Origin of the sequence: Marinobacter sp. ANT_B65 (assembly GCF_002407605.1) — a bacterium.
GTDB lineage: Bacteria > Pseudomonadota > Gammaproteobacteria > Pseudomonadales > Oleiphilaceae > Marinobacter.
The window spans coordinates 1,382,308-1,400,372 of the sequence record NZ_NXGV01000001.1 but is presented as its reverse complement, the minus strand read 5'-3'; the positions used below and the strand labels follow the sequence as shown (position 1 = coordinate 1,400,372).

Below are 18,065 nucleotides of genomic sequence, written 5' to 3'. Positions count from 1 at the left end.
CCAACCCTTTGTTTTTCCAGGTCTGTTTATTATCGAACGCCTTTACCGAGGAGAATCACTTCCACGGTCTGGATCATGATCAGAAAATCCATCAAAAGGCTGTGGTTTTTTGAGTAATAAAGATCGTACTCCAGCTTGCCCCGGGCGTCTTCAACCGACGCACCATAAGGATATTTAAGCTGTGCCCAGCCCATTAAGCCAGGCTTTACATAATGCCGTGTATCGTAAAACGGAATTTTCTCTTTCAGTTCCAGGACAAATTCCGGTCTTTCCGGGCGCGGCCCGACGATGCTCATTTCACCTTTAATTACATTATAGATCTGGGGCAGTTCGTCCAGGCGGGTGTTGCGTATAAACGCCCCTACCCGTGTAACCCGGTTGTCGTTGGCTGAGGCCCAGCGGGCTTTACCGTCTTTCTCTGCATCCTGCCGCATGCTGCGAAACTTGTAGATACGGAACTCTTTACCCAGCATCCCTATTCGGGTCTGGCTATACAGTATTGGTCGCCCCGTCTCGAGGAAGACCGCAATAGCTGTGAGTATAATAAACGGAAGCATTACTGCCAGAAGTGTGAGACTGATCAGAAGATCCAGGGAGCGTTTTGCAAAATCCCGGGTTTTCGAGGCTTTGAATCCTTCGGAAAACACAATCCATGACGGATGAACCATATCAAGCTTGGCCTTTTTCAGCTCACGCTCGTAAAAGTCGATACCATTGGTTATAGCAACACCACGGAGCTTGCACTCCATCAGGTCAGGTACCGGCAACCAGCCACCCTCACTGCGCCGGCGCTCCTGCTGTGCAACAACAATTTCTGAAACCCGGTTCTGCCGGCAGAACTGATAAAAATCGTAAGGCGTGGGCAGCATCTTTTCGGGATCAACGGCACCATTCGGATTATCCGCTATACAACCAATAATCCTGACGCCAAGGGCACGCATGTTGCGCTCGTACTCATCCAGCAAGCTCGCCGCAAAATCACCAGCTCCGAATATCACCACCCGCCGGACGAGTTTTTCCGAATCCACGATCCGGAGGAATATCAGTCGCAGAATGATGACAACCAGAGAAGAAAAAATTACGGCCCAGAAAAGATTTGTACTGCCCGGGTTCAGTGACGGAACCACCAGATAGAGAAGCTTGAGCCCGATCCCGCCTACAAAGCAGTAAGCAACCAATGTGCGAAAAAAGAGCGCAGAAACGCTTTCATAAACCATTGCTAGATAGCCGCCCATGGCGAGCGTTCCGCAACTCAGAATAAGCGCAAAGAGACTTGCTGACAGAGCATCTGTTTCAACGAAGGGGTAACCAACGCCCACAACCGAAAGCAGTGCGCCAAGAAAGGAAAAAATTCCGTACAGAACAAGAAATTCCAGTGCGCCGAGCACCAGGTAGGGAATATGGAGGTAATGTTTCCGAAATCTTATATAAGACACTCAAAACTTCCTTGTCGCCTGAACACACTTTATACCACTGTGCGACAGACCAACATCAGATTCTCCGGCAGCGAACACTCATACCGACAATGAGCGACCCCTTACCACCGGCTCCTTTTTAACTTGGTGCACATATTGCACTTACCAAGGTGTAATCTCAACTCTTTGTATCTTTTAGTAACACAGTTTTACATTGTTTTGCCGGCAAAAGGGAATTACCCGCATCAGGAATTGTATTTGCACAGTCAGTAGGTGAAAATTGATCAATCGGTATGACTGGAAAGGAGAGCCCATGCCCGGAACGGAAAAATCCTCACCCCTGCATGCCATGAGTATAGATGTAGAAGACTACTTCCACGTTGCAGCTCTTTCCGGCGTAATACGGCCAGAACAGTGGGATACCTTGCCTTCCAGGGTTGAACAGAATACTGAACGCCTGCTGGCCCTGTTTGAAAAACATCAGGTAAAAGCAACCTTCTTTGTGCTCGGATGGGTAGCCGAACGCTTTCCTGCGCTTATCCGGAAATTATCTGACCATGGCCATGAAATCGCCTCCCACGGGTACAGCCACCAACTGATTTACAGTCAGACCCAGGATGTATTCAGGGAGGAGACATTGCGCTCTAAAGCCTTGCTTGAAGACATCACCGGCAAAGTGGTAGAAGGCTATCGTGCTGCAAGCTACTCTATTACCCGCGAATCCCTGTGGGCACTGGATATATTGAGCGAAGCCGGCTTCACATGGGATTCGAGCATATTTCCTGTACGGCACGACCGCTATGGCATACCCGGCTCGCCGTCTGCGCCCTACTCCATTGAAACCAGCAGCGGGGCCATTATCCGCGAGTTCCCGCTAACCACGGCCCATGTAATGGGGCTGTCCATACCGGCGGCCGGGGGCGGTTATTTCCGTCAGTTCCCCTACCCGGTATTTCGTTACCTGTTCCGCAATGCTTCGGGCTTTGGAGCCCGGCCCCAGATGTTCTACCTGCACCCCTGGGAGATAGACCCGGAGCAGCCACGTTACAATAATGCAAGTTGGTTCTCACGTTTCCGGCATTATACTAATCTGAATAAATGCCACGATCGCCTTGAGCGATTACTTGAGGATTTCAGGTTCGGAACCGTCAGCGAAAGCTACAACGCTTACGAACCAGACAAAACCCTGCTGCGCAGCGATCAGTTGATCCGCCTCGCCTGAGTCAGAGACAGGAACTGTAAATGTATCTGGAATTTTTCGGTCTCCACAGACACCCCTTCCGCATTACTCCGGAAGATGATTTTATTTACATGAGCCAGCAGCACTCCCGTGCTTATGTGTACATGTCTTCGGCGATCTGGAGCTCGGAAGGCTTTGTGGTTATCAGCGGTGAAATAGGGTCTGGCAAAACGACGCTTCTGAAGAAAACCATCCGCAACCTCGAAGGCAATCTGAAACTGCTCAACATTTCCTATACCAACCTGGAATCCAGGGACCTGTTTGGCCTGATTCTCCGTAAAGCCGGAATGAAGGTGGAAGACGAAAGCAAAGTCGCCATGCTATTCCAGATCACAGATTATCTGGAGAAAATGGCTGCGGCGGGTACTCCGGTGGTTCTGACCATTGATGAAGCGCAGAACCTTACCCGGGAAAACCTTGAAGATGTTCGCATGCTGGCAGGAATGGAAAGCATGGGAGGGCCCTCCATGCGGGTTATCCTGCTGGGCCAGCCTGAGCTGAAACAGGCGGTTCTGGACATTCCTCAGCTTGCGCAACGGGTAAAGCTGTTCTTCCACCTGGAAGGGCTCAGCCTTGCTGAAACAGCCGAATATATCGACTACCGGCTTCTGGTTTCCGGCCACGGCGGTAACAAACTGTTCGATAGCGACACTGTTCGCGAAATTCACAAGCTCAGCAAAGGCATTCCGAGGCTGATCAACAAGCTATGTGATGGCATGATGATGTGTGCCTACTCCGAAGACCGTCCGTTTATCGACCCTCATGACCTCAAATCCATTCGCAAGGATTTGCTGGGAGACGAGCTTCCGCCGGACACACCCAAAACAGCCGAACTCAGGAAGCAGGAACACTCCGTTCACGAACAAAGCGGAGCCCATTCTGGAGACATGGCCGGGATAGCTAACGCGCTGGTACGCATGGCGGAAGCCTTGGAGCGAATTGACAGCCGCCTGGCCACTGCCTTCCCGGAGGAACCGCCACTCCAGAAACAGAATGTTGGCACGCCTGACAACGTGAAACCACTCTCACCCGGACGCAAAAAATAGGCGCAGCGGCAAAAAAAAATCCCGGACATGTCCGGGATTTTTTTATCAGAACCAGTCCTGACTGACTATTTCGATGCTCTTTTCCGCGCAGCACCAAGGCCAAGCAGCCCAAGCCCTAAAAGCGCAAAAGTACCGGGCTCAGGTACGGCAACAGAGCCGATAGTAACGTTATCCAACCCGTATCCATCGCCATTGGCGTTGGAGAAGATGCTCACATCGCCAAGCCCCGCAGCATCGAACAGACTGACATAAAACACATTGCCACTACCGAGCGAACTACCAAAAATATCACCGAAACTAAAATCCAGACCACCTATGGAAAAACGACCACTGGAATCGTTGGGGTCCGTCATGTAAAAGCCTATCGAGTTATACCCGGTAGTTGGCGAAATTGTCATTTCACTGGCATCCATACTGTCGAGCCACTGAGGCGAAGACAATGCAAAACGACCGTTGAATGGAGAAGTTGCCGAACTCAGAACAGCAAGACCATCTGCACAACTGTAACTACCGCTATTACAGGCGCCGCCCGTCCCGGGAGTAACGCTGGTGAAGGAACCAACGCCAAAAACCGAGTTAATTGTCGTGGCCTGATCGCCGGCTGCATAGCCTCTGTCAAAAGACTCGGTGATTACACTGCCGGAGAGCGATGACAGGAATGCCGCTTCAGCCGCAGTGGCGGCACTATACCCCTGGTCACTGATAGTCAGAACTGGCACGGCGCTGACCAACGAAGACACACTCAATGCTGCCACTGCCGCTACTACTTTAATTGCTGTATTCAACGATCGTACTCCCTGGTGTTCAGATTCAGCCGTTTATATTCTCGACACTGAAAAAAACAAAAGCACGATTCATGCCATCATATTTACCTGTTGTTATTCATAGACTTAAAAGTCACCTAATATATATGCTGTAAATAATCCTGACACCAAAACCACTAAACCGGGTGATATTCCAGCCGCCCTTCTTTTTAAACTACAAACAACTCCACAAAGTCATGAACGTATGCCGATTCAAGCGACTGCTGATCATTACAAATGTTGAAAATCTCCAGACACCTCTGCCCTGCGAAGCGGGTGGCAAGATTTTCCCTGAACTTGTCTTTTAACAGAGGAATACCCTCTTTTCTGCGCCGGCGGTGCCCAATAGGGTACTCCACCGCAACTTTATCTGTGCTGGAGCCGTCCTTAAAGAACACCTGGACAGCATTTGCAATAGAGCGCTTGTCAGCCTCCAGATATTCACGGGTATACCGCTCATCTTCAACGACCTCCATCTTTTCCCGCAGCGTATCGATTATCGGATGAGCCGCGTGAAAGCCGTCTTCGTAGTGCTCTGCGTTAAGATTGCCAAAAATAAGTGGTACTGCAGTCATATACTGCAGGCAGTGATCGCGGTCAGCGGCATTCGCAAGCTTGCCCTGCTTGGAAATAATACGAATGGCAGACTCATGTGTGGTTATAACAATCCGGTCAATTTCGCCAAGCCGGTCTTTAACCTGAGGATGAAGCGTTACTGCAGCCTCGGCGGCCGTCTGAGCATGGAACTCCGCAGGAAAGGAAATCTTGAACAGAATATTTTCCATTACGTAGGAACCAAACGGCTGAGGCAATAAAAACTGGCGCTTGTCTTCTGGTTTGAGCGCCTGATCTCTGTTTGTTTTTGTAAACAGCACATCGTAAAAGCCCCACTGGGGAGCCGTCAGCACTCCGGGAATACCCATTTCTCCGCGCATGGCAATATCTGCAAGACGAACGGCCCGAGAGGTGGCGTCACCAGCAGCCCAGGATTTACGGGAACCGGCATTGGGCGCATGGCGGTAGGTTCGAAGAGCCTGCCCATCTACCCAGGCGTGAGAAAGCGCAGAAAGCAGTTGTTCCCGGTTCGCGCCCATGAGCTTGGCGGTGACTGCAGTGGATGCAACTTTCACCAGCACAACGTGATCCAGCCCAACCCGGTTAAACGAGTTCTCCAATGCCAGAATACCCTGTATTTCATGGGCCATGATCATGGCTTCCAGAACCGAGCGCATGGTGAGAGCCTCCCGGCCCTCTGCAACGCGTTTCTGGGACAGGTGATCTGCAACAGCCAGAATAGCACCCAGATTATCTGAGGGATGCCCCCATTCGGCCGCCAGCCAGGTATCGTTGTAATCCAGCCAACGTATGATACAGCCAATATCCCATGCTGCCTTTACGGGGTCGAGGCGGAATGACGTACCCGGCACCCGGGAACCATGAGGCACTACCGTACCCTCAATCAAAGGCCCCAGGTGTTTGGTGCATTCAGGAAAACGCAGTGCGAGCATTCCGCACCCAAGGGTATCAATCAGGCAGTGGCGGGCCGTGCTCCAGGCGTCGTCGCTGTTAATCCGGTAGGTGAGCACATAATCCGCAATTTTCTGCAGCACCACATCGTAATCAGGGCGTTCGTTCAGATCGAATGTTGCTGACACAGGACTACTCTCCTTTGTTTACTTGCTACCAATGGAGTCTAGCTTCTTTGACCGGAAATTCAGTGTACACAGGCCCGACATGCCGGCTCGATACCCTGAAAACCGTCAGGTAATTTAACACTTGTTTGAACTTTTGATCCTGAAGTTATTTTCACCTTACTGATTTAAATGAATATTCATATATTGGCCCCTTGCTTGCTACAACATTAGTGCAGGCGTGAAGCCTCTTAACGCCCAACTGCACACCGGGCAAAAAATAGATAAGGACGAAACCAATGAGCAGGAAATTTCAATTCGGTGGACGTATCGCAGGCGCGTCAATGGCGCTTGTTCTTTTGGGTGGCGTTGCAAACGCAGTTGCCGCACCAGTCACTTTTTTCGGCGAAGATCCCGCCACAACCGGGGTACTGGGACCTAACTCTACCCAGGCCAGAAATGACTTCCTTTCAAACCTTTCTGGCGTGGGAAACGAAGATTTTGAATCCTTCTCCGCCGGCGACAGCTCACCCCTCGGCCTGAGCTTTCCCGGCAGTGGAGGTGCTCTGGCTGCGACTATAACCGGCACAGGCGACATTGGCACCTCAGGTCCCGGACGCTTTCCAACATCCGGAGTCAATTACTGGGAAGTCACCACGGGAGCCTTTACGATTGATTTTACGGATCCGGTGAGCGCCTTCGGCTTCAACGGTATTGATATCGGGGACTTTGTGACCGCTCAAATGATCCTGAACCTCACCAACTCCTCTGGAGAGACCTCAGCGCTTACGGTTCCCCATTCTCTGAATATCCCGAATAGCGCTAATGCAACTCTGTTCTTCGGTTTTTACGATCTCGAGGAAACATACACCAGCATTGCATTTACCAATGCCGGCGGGGGTGACTATTTTGCATTCGATGATATGGTAATCGGCGACCTTGGTCAGATTACACCAGATCCGGATCCGCAGCCGGTTCCAGAACCATCAACTCTGGCACTGCTGGCGATGGGTTTGATTGGTTTCGGAGCAAGACGCCGTTTTTTGGCGCGTCGCTCCTGACAGGACCTGATGCAGAGTCTCAGCAATTAAACTGACTCTCCTGGAAATGAAAGCCATTTGGTCGAAAGACCAAATGGCTTTTGCTTAAAAGCTATCCTCTGGAACCCTTACCCAACCTTCCATAAGAATTCGGGCACTACGGCTCATAATGGCCTTGGTGGCTGTCCACTGACCATTCACTTCTTTAGCTTCTGCACCTACCTGCAGCGTACCCGAGGGATGGCCGAAGGTAACGGATGTGCGATCACCACCACCCGCCGCCAGGTTTACCAGTGTTCCCGGAATAGCTGCTGCGGTTGCGATTGAGACTGCAGCTGTACCCATCATGGCGTGATGAAGCTTGCCCATGGACAGTGCGCGAACCAGCACATCAATATCACCTGCAGCAATCTTCTTCCCGCTTGATGAAGTGTAGTCCGCCGGTGGTGCTACGATGGCTACTTTCGGGGTGTGCTGCCGGGATTCAGCTTCTTCAATGTTCTGGATTAACCCCATCTTTACAGCGCCGTACGCACGAATAGTTTCAAACATCGCCAGGGCTTTGGGGTCGCTGTTGATGTCGTCCTGCAGCTCCGATCCTTTGTAGCCAACTTCCTTCGCATTGATGAATACGGTTGGAATGCCGGCATTGATCATGGTGGCTTTCAGGGTACCAACGCCCGGAACTTCCAGCTCATCCACCAGATTACCGGTGGGGAACATGGAACCTTCGCCGTCGGCCGGGTCCATGAACTCTACCTGCACTTCGGCTGCAGGGAAGGTTACGCCATCCAGTTCAAAGTCACCGGTTTCCTGCACTTCACCATTGGTGATTGGCACGTTGGCAATGATGGTTTTACGGATATTTGCCTGCCAGATGCGAACAACTGCCGTGCCATTTTCCGGGATGCGCTCTTTTGCCACGAAGCCACTATTAATAGCGAAGGCGCCGACGGCTGCAGTGAGGTTGCCGCAGTTGCCGCTCCAGTCCACAAAAGGCTTATCAATGCTTACTTGCCCGAACAGGTAATCCACATCGTGATCCGGCTGGGCACTTTTGCTCAGAATAACGGTTTTGCTGGTACTGGATGTAGCGCCGCCCATACCGTCAGTCTGCTTCTGGTAGGGATCGGGGCTGCCAATAATGCGCAACAACATATTATCCCGCGCAGGGCCAGGGGCCTGGGCTCTCTCCGGGAGATCGTTCAGCCTGAAGAACACACCCTTGCTGGTGCCGCCACGCATATAGGTAGCGGGTATTCTGATTTGGGGAGCCTTGCTCATCTTGTTGCTCTCACTCTTAGCAATGACTGGTTGAATACAAGGCCTGGCTCCGGATAGCAGCCAGGCCTCATTTTCACGCTGCGCCTTCAGATTCCAGGAAGTCCTGGGCAAAACGCTGCAGTACGCCGCCAGCTGAGTAGACAGACAACTCCTCTGCGGTATCCAACCGGCAGATCACCGGCACCCGTTCGGTGCTGTCGTTCTTGCGATGGATTACCAGAGTCAGCTTCGCACCTGGCGCAGCCGTGCCTTCTACATCAAAGGTTTCTGTACCTTCAATATCCAGAGTTTTGCGCGTTGTGCCTTCCTCAAACTGCAGGGGCATCACACCCATACCAACCAGGTTGGTACGGTGAATACGCTCAAACCCTTCAGCAGCAATCGCTTCAACACCTGCCAGAGCTACGCCTTTCGCAGCCCAGTCACGAGACGATCCCTGGCCATAGTCTGCACCGGCAATGATGATCAGCGGCTGCTTACGCTCCATGTAGGTTTCAATGGCTTCCCACATGCGGGTGACCTTGCCTTCCGGCTCAATCCGCGCAAAAGAGCCCTGCTTCACATTGCCGTTTTCATCCAACACCATTTCGTTGAACAGTTTCGGGTTGGCAAAGGTAGCACGCTGGGCGGTCAGGTGATCGCCACGGTGGGTTGCATACGAGTTGAAGTCGACCTCGGGCACGCCCATTTTATGCAGGTATTCGCCGGCAGCACTGTCCATCATGATTGCGTTGGACGGAGACAGGTGATCGGTTGTGATGTTGTCCGGCAGAACAGCCAGTGGGCGCATACCCTTGAGAGTCTTCTCACCAACCATGCCACCTTCCCAGTATGGAGGGCGGCGGATGTAGGTACTCATCTTGCGCCAGTCATAAAGAGGATTAGTGTTGGCTTGTGCATCACGGGTAATGTCAAACATCGGAATGTAGGTGCTGCGGAACTGTTCCGGCTTCACCGATTTTTTCACGATGGCGTCGATTTCCGCGTCATCCGGCCATATGTCTTTCAAAGTGACCGGATTTCCATCTTTGTCGTAACCTAACGCATCCTTTTCAATATCGAAGCGGATGGTGCCTGCAATCGCATAGGCCACAACCAGGGGTGGCGAGGCAAGAAACGCCTGTTTGGCGTAGGGGTGAATCCGGCCGTCGAAGTTACGGTTGCCTGAAAGCACGGCTGTCGCATACAGGTCACGATCTATGATTTCGTCTCTGATAGCCGGATCCAGTGCGCCGCTCATGCCGTTACACGTAGTACAGGCAAACGCCACTACACCAAAGCCGAGATTTTCCAGCTCAGGCAGCAACTCAGCGTCTTCCAGGTACATCTTGACAGTCTTGGAACCCGGAGCCAGGGAAGACTTAACCCAAGGCTTACGGGTCAGGCCCAGTTTGTTGGCGTTGCGGGCAATCAGGCCAGCAGCCACCATATTACGAGGGTTGCTGGTGTTGGTGCAGCTGGTAATGGCAGCGATGATAACAGCGCCATCCGGCATTTTACCTTCTTCCTGTTCCCACTCACCCGCTATACCACGCTCTGCCAGCTCGGAGGTCGGCAGGTGTGCATGAGGGTTAGAGGGACCTGCAAGTGTACGGGTGACGGAAGACAGATTAAACTTCAGAACACGCTCGTACTCGGCAGTCTTGAGGGCTTCGGCCCACAAGCCAGTTTGTTTCGCATACCTTTCTACCAGAGCAACCTGATCATCTTCACGACCGGTCAGCTTCAGATAATCGATGGTCTGACCATCGATGTAGAACATAGCTGCAGTGGCACCGTATTCCGGTGTCATGTTGGAGATGGTGGCACGATCACCAACGGTCAGGCTGTCTGCACCTTCGCCGTAGAACTCCAGATAGGCTCCTACTACACGTTCTTTACGCAGGAACTCTGTCAGGGCCAGCACCATATCGGTACTGGTGATACCTGGCTGCAGCTTTCCGGTGAGTTCGACACCAACGATATCCGGCAGGCGCATCATGGAAGCACGGCCAAGCATCACACTCTCGGCTTCCAGACCACCAACACCCACGGAGATAACACCCAGGGCATCGACCATTGGAGTATGGCTGTCTGTACCTACGCAGGTATCAGGGAAAGCAACGCGCTTGCCTTCACCATCAGCCCGCGCCTGAACAACCGGAGACATTTTCTCCAGGTTGATCTGGTGCATGATGCCGTTCCCCGGCGGGATCACATCCACGTTTTTAAACGCGGTTTTAGTCCAGTTAATAAAGTGAAAGCGGTCATCGTTCCGGCGATCTTCGATTTCCCGGTTCTTCTCGAACGCGTCTTTCTCGAAGCCGGCATGCTCAACCGCCAGCGAGTGATCCACAATCAATTGTGTTGGGACCACAGGGTTTACCTTGGCAGGGTCACCGCCCTTTTCGGCGATTGCATCACGCAGGCCAGCCAGATCTACCAGGGCGGTCTGGCCCAGGATGTCGTGGCAAACCACGCGAGCCGGATACCAGGGAAAATCCAGGTCCCGTTTGCGCTCAATAAGCTGTTTCAGTGAATCCGTCAGTGCATCAGGATCGCAACGGCGAACGAGCTGTTCAGCCAGAATCCTGGAGGTGTACGGAAGCTTGTCATAGGCACCGGCCTGGATATCTTCAACAGCCTCACGGGTGTCGAAATAATCCAGGTCTGTGCCGGGAAGCGGTTTGCGATAGTTAGTGTTCATCAGAAGCCTCGTATCCCTTGTTATTTAAGCGCGCTTCTCAATCGGCAGCCACTCAGCATGATCCGGGCCAGTGTAATCAGCGCTTGGGCGGATAATACGGTTATTGGCTCGCTGCTCTTTCACATGGGCGGTCCAGCCGGATACACGGGACATAACGAAGATCGGCGTAAACAGCTCGGTCGGGATGCCCATAAAGTGGTAGGTCGATGCATGGAAGAAGTCAGCGTTACAGAACAGTTTCTTCTCACGCCACATAACTTCTTCACAACGCACAGAAACCGGATACAGAACGGTATCGCCCACTTCCTTGGCCAGTTTTTCAGACCACTTTTTGATAATCACGTTGCGCGGATCAGACACGCTGTATATCGCGTGGCCAAAGCCCATGATTTTTTCCTTGCGCGACAGCATGCCCATCAGGCCTTCTTCTGCTTCGTCCGCACTCTGGAATCTTTGAATCAGCTCCATGGCCGCTTCATTGGCACCACCGTGCAGAGGGCCTCGCAGAGTACCGATTGCACCGGTCACGCAGCTGTGAATGTCAGACAGGGTGGATGCACATACCCGGGCAGTAAAGGTAGAAGCGTTGAACTCGTGTTCTGCATACAGAATCAGGGATACGTTCATAACCCGTTCATGCAGCTCACTGGGCTTCTTGCCATGCAGCAGCTCAAGGAAGTGGCCACCGATGGAGTCACAGGTACCTTCTGTATCAATACGCACACCGTCGTGAACAAAGCGGTACCAATAGGTGATGATGCCAGGGAAGGTTGCCAGCAGTCGGTCGATCTTGTCGTCCTGCTCGCTGAAGTCCATCTCGGTTTCCAGGTTGCCCAGCATGGAGCAACCGGTGCGCATCACATCCATGGGATGAGCGTCTTTGGGGATCTGCTCCAGAACGGTCTTCAATGCAGCGGGAAGCCCCCGCATGCTCTGAAGTTTCTTCTTGTAGGCATCCAGTTCCTGCTGGTTCGGCAGCTTGCCGCGCAGCAGCAGGTAGGCTACTTCTTCAAACTGGGCATTATCGGCCAGATCGCTGACATCATAACCGCGATAAGTCAGGCCGGTTCCGGTTTTGCCGACGGTGCACAATGCAGTTTCACCCGCTACCTGACCGCGCAGACCTGCGCCACCGAGTTTCTTTGCTTCTGCCATGGGTCTCTCTCCTTTAATTATTTTGACTGCTGGAACAACTGGTCCAGCTTCTGCTCGAAATCGTGATAGTTCAGGTAATCGTAAAGTTCCATACGAGTCTGCATCAGATCAACCACATCTTTCTGGTCGCCCTTTTCCAGAATATTCTGGTACACGGTCACCGCTGCTTTATTCATGGCGCGGAATGCGCTCAGTGGATACAGCACCATACTGGCACCGGACTCGCCCAGTTCTTTGCGGTTATAAAGCGGCGTTGCGCCAAATTCGGTGATGTTAGCCAGCAGTGGCACGTCACCCAGGGCCTCAGAGAACGCTTTGTAGTGCTCAAGCTCGGTAACGGCTTCAGCAAAAATACCATCGGCACCTGCTTCAATGCAGGCTTTGGCGCGATCGATGGCTGCTTCCAGGCCTTCTTTCTGGAAGGCGTCAGTGCGGGCCATGATAAAGAAGTCTTTATCTACACGGGCATCTGCAGCTGCTTTGATCCGGTCAACCATTTCTTCTTTGGAAACGATTTCCTTGTTCGGGCGATGCCCGCAACGCTTCTGGGCAACCTGATCTTCAATGTGCACAGCCGCCGCGCCTGCGCGTTCCATTTCACGAATGGTGCGTGCAATGTTGAACGCCCCGCCCCAACCCGTATCTATATCCACGAGCAGAGGCAGATCGGTGGCTGCGGTGATGCGGCGTACATCTTCTACCACATCATTCATGCTGGTCATGCCAAGATCCGGCAGCCCGTATGAGGCGTTAGCCACGCCACCACCGGAAAGATAAATAGCCTGATGCCCTACTTTTTCAGCCATCATGGCAGCGTAAGCATTGATGGTTCCTACAATCTGCAGGGGCTTGTTGTCGTTCAGGGCTTTGCGAAAGCGTGCGCCCGGAGATAGCTTAGTGGACATGTTATTTCCCTCTCTTATCAGATGGTTAAAACGCCTTCCTGAATCTTTTTCTCGATATTTTTACGAGCGGCGTTGATGTGTCTTTTCATCAGAAATTCTGCAAGTTCACCATCACGCTGGGCAATGGCTTCAACAATACGACGGTGTTCTCCTAAAGCAAGGTGGGGACGACCAGCGGAGGTACTTAGCCGATAGCGATACATTCGCACCATGTAATAGAGATCACCAAGGAGCATCTGAGCCAGCTTTGTGTTCCGGCTACCAGTGGCGATACGATGATGGAAGTCGTAATCCCCCTCAGCCTGATAATAGGCCTGGCCACGGGCTTCGTCGATCATGGCTTCGTGAGAATCCAGAGTAGCCTTGAGATCGGCAATTTCCTGGTCGGTCATGCGTTCTGCAGCCTGGCGGGCTGCGAGCCCCTCCATGACCTCCCTTATGCGGTACAACTCCACCAGCTCCGAAGTACTCAGGGAAACAACTCTTACACCGGCATGAGGACGACGAACCAATAACCCTCGGGATTCGAGGCGACCAAGTGCTTCTCGAAGCGGTCCGCGTGTCAGGTCAAAACGGGAGCAAAGATCCAGCTCGCCGATTTTATCCCCGGGAGCGAGATCACCTTTAACGATTGCCGTTTGCAGACAATCAAAAGCCTCATCGGCTCGAGTGTAGGTTTGCGAAGCGATATCCGACATATTTTGTCAACAATATTAACTATTATTGGCGAAATCTACGCCAGAACCCGGATATTGTCAACAATATGAAATTTTATTGTTAACAATTCCGGAAGCCTGATGTGGGGAGCTGGAGGTAGATCAGTAAAGCTTCCGCCCGGATTCTGGTGGCGGCGTGTACTGATAGACCCATGTCTCTGTGAGTGGCTCATCCCCCAGCCGCAGGAACATACGGAGATTCACAGGTTCCTCGGAGTCGCCCGGAACCAGGTCAAACATCGCCCGGTAGCCATTGATTGCAGACAATGGGCGTGCCGAGGTTATTTCCACTTCGCCCCGGCTGGCACTGATAACAGCCTCTACCTCAGCATCCTCACCCAGCATCTCAAGCACGCCTCCGGCAAAATCTACGGCAAAGCGCCAGGAGAAGTATTCACGCTTCTGACCGATAACGCCGCCAAGGCCCGTTCGGGTCGCCTGCACGGTCGCAAGCTCTCTCGGGTTGACCGGCGCCTGTTCCCCCCAGTGCAATCTGTATGAAAACAGATATTCCTGCTCCGGCTTGAGTGCCTGCTCCGGGTGCCAGAATGCAACGATATTGTCGAAGGTTTCATCCACAGTGGGGATCTCTACCAGATCAAGACTGCCCTTGCCCCAGTCGCCTTTCGGCTCGACCCACACACTTGGACGCCGCTCATAGAACACGCCATCATCCTGGTAATGGTCGAAATTACGGTCACGCTGCAACAGACCAAACCCCCGGGGGTTGTTATCGGCAAAGCTGTTAAAACGCAGATGGGCAGGGTTTTCCAGTGGTCGCCAAAGCCATTCCCCACTACCGGATAGCAAAGCCAGGCCATCAGAGTCATGTATTTCCGGGCGCCAGTCGTAATCCATGCGTCGGTTATTTTCACCAACCTGATACATGCTGGTGAGGGGCGCTATACCTGCCCGTTTGATCTCGGTGCGTGGATACAGAGCTACATCTACATCCATTACCAAGTTACGGCCCGGATCAAGCACAAACGCATATGCGCCAGTGGTGCTGGGTGAATCAAGCAATGCCCACACGCGTATAACCTGGCTACCAGGCTGAGGCCGCTCAAGCCAGAAGGCGCTGAACCTCGGAAATTCCTCTTCCCCGCTTACACCAGTATCAATAGCCAGTCCCCGGGCAGACATTCCATACTGCATTTCCGAAGCTACTGCGCGGAAGTAACTGGCACCGAGGAACGCTGCCAGATCCAGAGAAAAATTGGTCTGATAATGAAGGCGGAAACCGGCATATCCAAGATTTCCCGGCAGGTCACCGAGTGGTTGTTCACCCTCGTAATCAAAAAATTCCGGGTTGTAGCGAAGCATTGTTGCTTTTCCGTCTATCACCTCATGAATAGTGACGGGAGATTGAAAGTAAAGCCCTAGATGAAAAAGCTGAGCCTGGAAGGCAGATTCGCTATCAGCCCACAGCGCGTGATCCTTGCGAAACCTGATAGCCTGATAGTCGTCCCAGGAAATCTGTTTGAGGCTCTGGGGCAGTTCGCCCTCGTGGGATATATAGGAATGACTGGCGAGTTCTTTGGCGTGTCCTTTCAGCCATGCATAGCTGAAAGGACTGCTGTCATCGGGATCGCCGGATTCCGGTTCCTGTGCCCATGCCAAAGGGGCCATTGGCAGTGCGCTCACCCCAAGCCCGGCTATTAGAGTTTTCACAAGAGTCCGTCGATCCATAATCTTTCTCCTCCAGGCAGGAAACTGGCAGATTCAGTGTAAGAGCCATATCAGGCTGTGTGTCTTTCGCTTGAGTCTTCAGTTTGCGCATTCAGCCTTCCGATAGCCCGGCCCCAGAAACTGTCGGGTGGCGCCCGCCAGGCACCTTCGTGCAATACCCGAAGGGATTCCCTGTCCCTGGCGATCTGGCTCATTTCGGAAGGTGACAGTGCGCCCGGACCGTCTTCAAGACATCGAGCCACACACGACTCAAGCTCAGCCTTGCGCGAACCAAACCGGTGATCCCAGGCCAGGACCTGATGCAGGCAATTGTGATCAAGCCTCAAGACAGCCTGCTCAAGTGGCGTAAGGGGGGAGTCTGCAATGTCACCGGCCCGGAACGAAACCGCGTCTTCAAGCAAAGGCATGGATCTGATTTCCTCCGGTATAAGCAGGAGCTGCCGTTTTCTGAGCGCCTTCCCAAGGGAATTCCGGCTGAGGTACACGGCCGTCGGCGCAGCCAGAATCAGCGGCAAGGCCACGGGCAATGACCAGAGGAAAAACATGGTATCCAGACTCCAGGCAAATGCAGACCAGCCAGCACCTAACAACATCCCGGGCAACTGGGTGATCAATGCTTCTTTCCAGCCTGTTTCTTCTGTTCGGTTTTGGCCCGCCCACTGCAGGGAAACATTCAGGAGGGCCGAGACCACATAACGGCTGTGTGCCCACATGCGCACGGGAGCCAGCAACACCGAAATAACGATTTCCAGCATGACGCTACAGAAAAGACGAAAAAAGCCACCAAACTCCCTGGTGAACCTGTGGATCATGGCGTCGAGAATTGCCAGAAATTTTGGCAGAAACAGCAGAGCTAGAGTGCTCAGTGCAAGGCCCAGCGCCCACTCAGGCCGCCATTCGGGCCAGAGAGGGAAAAGCCCCTGATGACCATCGGGAAAGTATTCGATGGGCGAGAGCGTCATATCGGCAGCTGCGATCGTGGTCAGTATCAGGAAACCCAGCCACAACGGGGAAGCTACGTAGGCCATAATACCGTTGAGAAATGCCATCCTGTGGGCGAAGCGGAGGCCGGGTTCCCGCAACATGATCCACAGGTGCTGGAGATTGCCTTTAGCCCATCGGCTATCCCGGGCAAGCTCGTCCGCCAGGGTTGGTGGTGATTCTTCATAACTGCCACTCAGGCCTGGTTCCAGCCATACTTCATAGCCGGCACGCCCCATGTACGCCGCCTCAACAAAATCGTGGCTCATGATAGGACCGCCGAAGATTCCGATACCGGGCAACTTACGCAATCCGCAGTGTTTCATGAAGGGATCGATTCGGAGAATGGCGTTGTGGCCCCAGAACGCAGCGTCGCCCATCTGGATAGCCGCCAACCCACTGGCGAACAAGGTGGAATAGAAGCGGTTGGCGAATTGTTGAATCCGTGCAAACAGGGACTGGCCATTGATGATATTCGGATTGGTCTGGAGGATACCGACGTCCGGTTCGCGCTCCATCAGTCGCACCATGCGGACAATAGTGTTACCCGTCATCAGGCTATCGGCATCCAGTACAACCATATACTTGCAACGCCTCCCCCACCGACGGAGAAAATCGGCAACGTTGCCGCTCTTGTAGTTGAGGTTTACCGGGCGTCGGCGGTAGAAAATCCGCCCCTCACCGCCAAGCTCCCTGGCCAGTTGATTCCATGCAACCTGCTCCTCCAGCCAGACATCAGGATCCCGGCTGTCAGAGAGTATGTAAAACTCGAAGTGTTCGATCTGGCCGGTTCGCTCGATATCCCGATACACGGCTTTAAGGCCACTGAGAGTCCAATGCACTGGCTCATGGTAAACAGGCAGCAGCACGGCTGTTTTCGCCAAAGGCGTTTCCAGCAATTCCTCTTCTTTATGGCGCTTGAGTATGGAGTGGCTATCGCCGCCCATCAGCCTGATGACGAACCCGAAGACGGCCGTCCAGAATCCGACAGCTATCCAGGCATAGAGGATGGCAAAAAGCACCAGCATGCCGATTTCGAGAAGGGTTCCGCCATGGTAGGGCAATACCCACAACAGATAATAGGAAGCCACGGCAGTCTGGCCGAATACAAATAACATCAAAACCGCACGACGCAGATTCGCCACCATTCGCCAGGAGCGTTTCGCGGGGGCGTCCCTCGGGGCCTTATCCACGGCCACGATATCCTATGCTACCTCGACTCAGAGGCGGCGCTACCAGAGGAATCCGGGCTTCAGGAATGGAAAAGTAATCAGGCAGCCTGTCCATAACGTTTTGTAAGAGACGATGACCACCTTTATCCTCGCCAACCGCGGCCATAGCATCATCAATAAGCTGTAGCATTTGTCGGCAGCGCTCACTGGTCATTTCAACGCCCGCCTCACACAAATAGCTGTATACCCGGCTGAATACATGCTGAAAGGAAATGTCTTCCATATGTGTCTCCCTGCCTGTT

General features: G+C 53.0%; 14 protein-coding genes. 3 read left to right on the top strand and 11 right to left on the bottom strand.

Translation table 11 applies throughout. The annotated features are described in order from the left end of the window. Nucleotides 1-29: 29 nt before the first annotated feature. Nucleotides 30-1,436, bottom strand: coding sequence for a TIGR03013 family XrtA/PEP-CTERM system glycosyltransferase (locus CPA50_RS06615; protein WP_096781626.1), 1,407 nt, complete (start codon nucleotides 1,434-1,436; stop codon nucleotides 30-32). Nucleotides 1,437-1,728: 292 nt separating this feature from the next. On the opposite strand from CPA50_RS06615, the gene CPA50_RS06610 reads away from it, so the two are divergent. Continuing rightward, the gene (locus tag CPA50_RS06610; RefSeq protein ID WP_227519515.1) at nucleotides 1,729-2,637 is read left to right on the top strand and encodes an XrtA system polysaccharide deacetylase; all 909 of its coding nucleotides are present in this window, start codon (nucleotides 1,729-1,731) and stop codon (nucleotides 2,635-2,637) included. Nucleotides 2,638-2,657: 20 nt separating this feature from the next. After that, a complete protein-coding gene (locus CPA50_RS06605; RefSeq protein ID WP_096781625.1) occupies nucleotides 2,658-3,701 on the top strand; it encodes an ExeA family protein in 1,044 nt (347 codons plus the stop codon). A 65-nt stretch (nucleotides 3,702-3,766) separates the two neighbouring features. Here CPA50_RS06605 and CPA50_RS19625 read toward each other — a convergent pair whose 3' ends face one another. Continuing rightward, complete coding sequence (locus CPA50_RS19625; RefSeq protein WP_227519514.1) at nucleotides 3,767-4,486, bottom strand: PEP-CTERM sorting domain-containing protein; 720 nt, start codon at nucleotides 4,484-4,486, stop codon at nucleotides 3,767-3,769. A gap of 188 nt (nucleotides 4,487-4,674) precedes the next feature. Beyond that, on the bottom strand, nucleotides 4,675-6,159 hold the full coding sequence (gene prpD, locus CPA50_RS06595) for a 2-methylcitrate dehydratase (RefSeq protein WP_096781624.1): 1,485 nt from the start codon (nucleotides 6,157-6,159) through the stop codon (nucleotides 4,675-4,677). 275 nt (nucleotides 6,160-6,434) lie between these two features. On the opposite strand from prpD, the gene CPA50_RS06590 reads away from it, so the two are divergent. After that, entirely contained in the window at nucleotides 6,435-7,196 is a 762-nt protein-coding gene (locus tag CPA50_RS06590) for a PEP-CTERM sorting domain-containing protein (RefSeq protein ID WP_096781623.1), read from the top strand. An 84-nt stretch (nucleotides 7,197-7,280) separates the two neighbouring features. Here CPA50_RS06590 and prpF read toward each other — a convergent pair whose 3' ends face one another. The 8 genes from prpF to CPA50_RS06550 form a co-directional block, all read right to left on the bottom strand. Next, nucleotides 7,281-8,459, bottom strand: a complete 1,179-nt coding sequence (gene prpF, locus CPA50_RS06585) for a 2-methylaconitate cis-trans isomerase PrpF (RefSeq protein ID WP_096781622.1) — start codon at nucleotides 8,457-8,459, stop codon at nucleotides 7,281-7,283. A gap of 73 nt (nucleotides 8,460-8,532) precedes the next feature. Continuing rightward, complete coding sequence (gene acnD / locus CPA50_RS06580; RefSeq protein ID WP_096781621.1) at nucleotides 8,533-11,145, bottom strand: Fe/S-dependent 2-methylisocitrate dehydratase AcnD; 2,613 nt, start codon at nucleotides 11,143-11,145, stop codon at nucleotides 8,533-8,535. A gap of 24 nt (nucleotides 11,146-11,169) precedes the next feature. Continuing rightward, the gene (prpC, locus tag CPA50_RS06575) at nucleotides 11,170-12,300 is read right to left on the bottom strand and encodes a 2-methylcitrate synthase (protein ID WP_096781620.1); all 1,131 of its coding nucleotides are present in this window, start codon (nucleotides 12,298-12,300) and stop codon (nucleotides 11,170-11,172) included. A 17-nt stretch (nucleotides 12,301-12,317) separates the two neighbouring features. Next, entirely contained in the window at nucleotides 12,318-13,205 is an 888-nt protein-coding gene (gene prpB / locus CPA50_RS06570; protein ID WP_096781619.1) for a methylisocitrate lyase, read from the bottom strand. Nucleotides 13,206-13,222: 17 nt separating this feature from the next. Then, nucleotides 13,223-13,903, bottom strand: a complete 681-nt coding sequence (locus tag CPA50_RS06565) for a GntR family transcriptional regulator (RefSeq protein WP_096781618.1) — start codon at nucleotides 13,901-13,903, stop codon at nucleotides 13,223-13,225. Between the two features lie 120 nt (nucleotides 13,904-14,023). Then, on the bottom strand, nucleotides 14,024-15,610 hold the full coding sequence (locus CPA50_RS06560) for a glucan biosynthesis protein (RefSeq protein WP_096781617.1): 1,587 nt from the start codon (nucleotides 15,608-15,610) through the stop codon (nucleotides 14,024-14,026). 50 nt (nucleotides 15,611-15,660) lie between these two features. Next, nucleotides 15,661-17,784 carry a glucans biosynthesis glucosyltransferase MdoH gene (gene mdoH, locus CPA50_RS06555; RefSeq protein ID WP_227519513.1) on the bottom strand — a complete coding sequence of 708 codons (2,124 nt, stop codon included), beginning with the start codon at nucleotides 17,782-17,784 and terminating at the stop codon, nucleotides 15,661-15,663. Next, the gene (locus CPA50_RS06550; protein WP_096781615.1) at nucleotides 17,777-18,046 is read right to left on the bottom strand and encodes a hypothetical protein; all 270 of its coding nucleotides are present in this window, start codon (nucleotides 18,044-18,046) and stop codon (nucleotides 17,777-17,779) included. Before CPA50_RS06550 ends, mdoH begins: the two co-directional genes overlap by 8 nt. Nucleotides 18,047-18,065 lie beyond the last annotated feature (19 nt).